General features: G+C 75.7%; 1 protein-coding gene. It reads left to right on the top strand.

Translation table 11 applies throughout. The features are described 5' to 3' along the window. The coding region (locus ABZ885_RS36570) for an SDR family NAD(P)-dependent oxidoreductase (protein WP_360198774.1) at window positions 1-4,154 on the top strand (4,154 nt) is incomplete at both ends.

Here is a 4,154-nt window from a genome sequence, read left to right as displayed (position 1 = left end):
GACCTGGCCGCGCTGCTGGCGGCCGTCGACGCGGGTGGCAGCGTCCCCGAGGTCGTGGTGACCCGGGTCGTTCCCTCGCCGGCCGGCGAGGACGTCCCGGACGCGGCGCGCGCCACCGCGACGGACACGCTGGGCCTGGTGCAGCAGTGGCTGTCCGCGGACGCGCTGTCCGCGTCGCAGCTGCTGGTGGTGACCGAGCGCGCCGTGGACGCCGGTCCCGAGGTGCCGGTGACGGTCGCGGCCGCGCCCGTCTGGGGCCTCGTCCGGGTGGCGCAGGCCGAGAACCCGGACCGGATCACGCTGGCCGACCTGGACGGCCTGACCGACCTGTCCGACCCGTCCGCCGAGGCGATGTCGTGCCTGCGGGCGGGCGTCGCGTCCGGTGAGCCGCAGTTCGCGGTGCGGGCCGGCCGGCTGCGGGCGCCGCGCCTGGCGCGCCTCGCCGAGGGGCTGCCGGTTCCGGCGGAGCGGGTGTGGAGCCTGGACTTCCACGAGCGCGGCACGCTGGAGAACCTCACCCTGCTGGGCGCCGACGAGGCGGGCCCGCTGGGCACCGGCCAGGTGCGGGTCGCGCTGCGCGCGGCGGGCGTGAACTTCCGCGATGTGCTGAACGTGCTGGGGATGTACCCCGGTGACGCGGGCCGGCTCGGCCTGGAGGGCGCCGGTGTCGTGCTGGAGGTCGGTCCGGGCGTGACCGGGCTCCGGCCGGGCGATGCGGTGATGGGCCTGTTCACGGGCGCCTTCACGACGGAGGCCGTGACGGACCAGCGGCTGCTGGCCCCGGTCCCGTCCGGGTGGACGATGGCCGAGGCGGCCGGTGCGCCGCTGGTGTACCTGACCGCGTGGTACGCGCTGGTCGAGCTCGCCGGGCTGCAGCGCGACGAGCGGGTGCTGGTCCACGCAGCCGCCGGTGGCGTGGGCATTGCGGCGGTGCAGCTGGCCCGGCACCTGGACGCGGAGGTGTTCGCGACCGCGTCGCCGGCCAAGTGGGCGGCGGTGCGCGGACTGGGCGTCGAGGCGTCGCACATCGCCTCCTCCCGGACCACCGACTTCGAGGAGGCCTTCCGCACCGGGTCCGGCGGTCACGGGATGGACGTGGTGCTGGACTCCCTGGCCGGGGAGTTCGTGGACGCGTCGCTCCGGCTGACCCGGGCCGGCGGCCGCTTCGTCGAGATGGGCAAGACCGACATCCGCGAGCCGGAGCAGGTGCGGCGGGACCACGGGGTCGCCTACCGGGCGTTCGACCTGCTGGAGCTGGACCCCGACGTGCTGGGCCGGATGCTGCGGGAGCTGACCCGGCTGTTCGCGGCGGGTGCGCTGCGCCCGCTGCCGGTGGCGTGCTGGGACGTGCGCCGCGCGGTGGACGCCTTCCGGTACCTGAGCCAGGCGCGGCACGTCGGCAAGGTCGTCCTGACCCTGCCCGCCCCGGCCGGACGCGCGGGCACCGTGCTGCTGACGGGCGCCTCCGGCGCGCTGGGCGGCCTGGTCGCCCGGCACCTCGCCGAGACGGGCGAGGCCGGCCGGCTGGTGCTGGTCTCGCGTCGCGGCATCGAGGCCGCCGGGATGCCGGAACTCGTCGCCGAGCTGGAGGGGCTGGGCGTCGAGGTCACGGTGGCGGCCTGTGACGTGGCCGACCGCGGCGAGCTGGCCCGCGTCCTGGACGGGGTGCCGCTGACCGGCGTCGTCCACGCGGCCGGCATCGTCGACGACGGGCTGGCGACGGCTCTGTCGCCGGAGCGCGTGGAGACGGTCATGCGCCCGAAGTCCGACGCCGCCTGGCACCTGCACGAGCTCACCCGCGACCGCGACCTGGACACCTTCGTCCTGTTCTCCTCGATCGCCGGTGTCTGGGGCAACCCCGGACAGGCCAACTACGCGGCCGGCAACACCTTCCTGGACGCGCTGGCCGCCTCGCGCCGCCGGGCCGGGCTGCCCGCGGCGTCCCTGGTGTGGGGGCCGTGGGAACACGGCATGACCGCGAAGCTCGACCGCGCCGACTGGCAGCGCATGGCCCGCCAGGGCCTGAAGCCGCTGCCCGCGGCCGACGGCCTCACCATGCTGGACACCGCCGCCCGGGCCGCCGACCCGCTGGTCGTCACGGCCGAGCTGGACCTTGCCGCGCTGCGGCGCTCCGGCGAGGTCCCGCCGTTCCTCTCCGGCCTGGTCCGGGCCGGGCAGGCGGGCTCGCCCGCCCGTCGCACCGCCGGGGCTCCGGCCGCCGACGGCCGGAACGCCCTGGGCGCCCGGCTCCTGGCGCTCGGCCCCGCCGAACGGACCGAAACCGTCCTCGACCTGGTCGCGGCGCAGGCCGCCCTGGTCCTGGGCATGGCCGGACCGGAGAGCATCGAGACCGCCCGGGCGTTCCGCGACACCGGCTTCGACTCGCTGACGTCCGTCGAGCTGCGCAACCGGCTGAACACCGTGACGGGGCTGCGCCTGCCGGCGACGGCCGTCTTCGACTACCCGACGCCGGCGGCGCTGGCCGGCTTCGTGCTGGGCGAGCTGGTCGGCGAGGTCGAGGCGGGCCCGGCGCAGGCCGCGCTGCCGGTGACGGGGGGCGGCGTCGCAGCCGACGAGGACCGCGTGGTCATCGTCGGCATGGGGTGCCGCTTCCCCGGCGGGGTGTCGTCCCCGGAGGAGTTCTGGGAGCTGGTGGCGTCGCGTGCGGACGCGGTCGGGCCGTTCCCGACGGACCGCGGCTGGCCGGCGGACGTCCACGACCCGGACCCGGAGGCGGTCGGCAAGAGCCTGTCGGGCGAAGGCGGATTCCTGTACGACGCTGGGGAGTTCGACGCCGGCTTCTTCGGGATCAGCCCGCGTGAGGCGGTCGCGATGGACCCGCAGCAGCGGTTGCTGCTGGAGACCTCGTGGGAGGCGCTGGAGGACGCGGGGATAGACCCGACCGGGCTGCGGGGCAGTGCGACCGGGGTGTTCGCGGGGCTGATCTACCACGACTACCTGCCGTTCGGCGCGGTGTCCGAGAACGTCGAGGGCTACGTCGGCACCGGCGGATCCGGCGGTGTGGCGTCCGGGCGGGTGGCGTACGCGCTGGGCCTGGAGGGGCCGGCGGTCACGGTCGACACCGCGTGCTCCTCGTCGCTGGTGGCGCTGCACCTGGCCTGCCAGTCGCTGCGCTCGGGCGAGAGCTCGCTGGCGCTGGCCGGTGGCGTGAACGTGATGTCGACGCCCGGCACCTTCATCGATTTCACCAAGCAGGGCGGCCTCGCCGCCGACGGCCGCTGCAAGGCGTACGCGGAGTCGGCGGACGGCACCGGCTGGGGCGAGGGCGTCGGCGTCCTGGTGCTGGAGCGGCTGTCGGACGCGCGCCGGCTCGGGCACCGGGTGCTCGGCGTCGTGGCGGGGACAGCGGTCAACCAGGACGGTGCGTCGAACGGTCTGACGGCGCCGAACGGTCCGTCGCAGCAGCGGGTGATCCGGGCGGCGCTGGCCAGTGCCGGAATCGGTGCCGACGGTGTCGACGTGGTCGAGGGGCACGGGACGGGCACGCGGCTGGGTGACCCGATCGAGGCACAGGCGCTGCTCGCTACGTACGGGCAGGGGCGGTCGGAGGACCGGCCGCTGCTGCTCGGCTCGGTGAAGTCCAACATCGGCCACGCGCAGGCGGCGGCCGGTGTGGCGGGTGTCATCAAGATGGTTTCCGCGATGCAGCACGGCGTGGTGCCGGCGACGCTGCACGTGGACGCGCCGTCCTCACACGTGGACTGGGACGCGGGCGCGGTCCGGCTGGTCACCGAGGCCACGGAGTGGCCGGATGCCGGGCGCCCGCGGCGTGCGGGGGTGTCGTCGTTCGGGTTCTCCGGGACCAACGCGCACGTGATCATCGAGCAGGCTCCGGCGGAGGAGGCTGCCGAGTCCGGTGCGGACGGCCGGGTGCTGCCGGTGGTGCCGTGGGTGGTGTCGGGGCGTTCGGCGGCGGGGCTTGCGGGGCAGGCCGGGCGGCTGGCGGAGTCCGTCCCGGCGGACGTGGACATCGCCGACGTGGGCTGGTCGCTGGCGACATCGCGTGCGGCGCTGGAGCAGCGCGCGGTGGTGCTCGGCTCCGACGGTGACGAACTGGCCTCCGGGCTGAAGGCTTTGGCCGAGGGGCGTGAGGTTCCCGAGGTGGTGTCCGGCACGGTTGGCGGTGTCGGCAA

It is taken from the genome of Kitasatospora sp. NPDC047058, assembly GCF_040643935.1.
GTDB lineage: Bacteria > Actinomycetota > Actinomycetes > Streptomycetales > Streptomycetaceae > Kitasatospora.
This window is presented reverse-complemented; position numbering and strand designations above follow the sequence as displayed.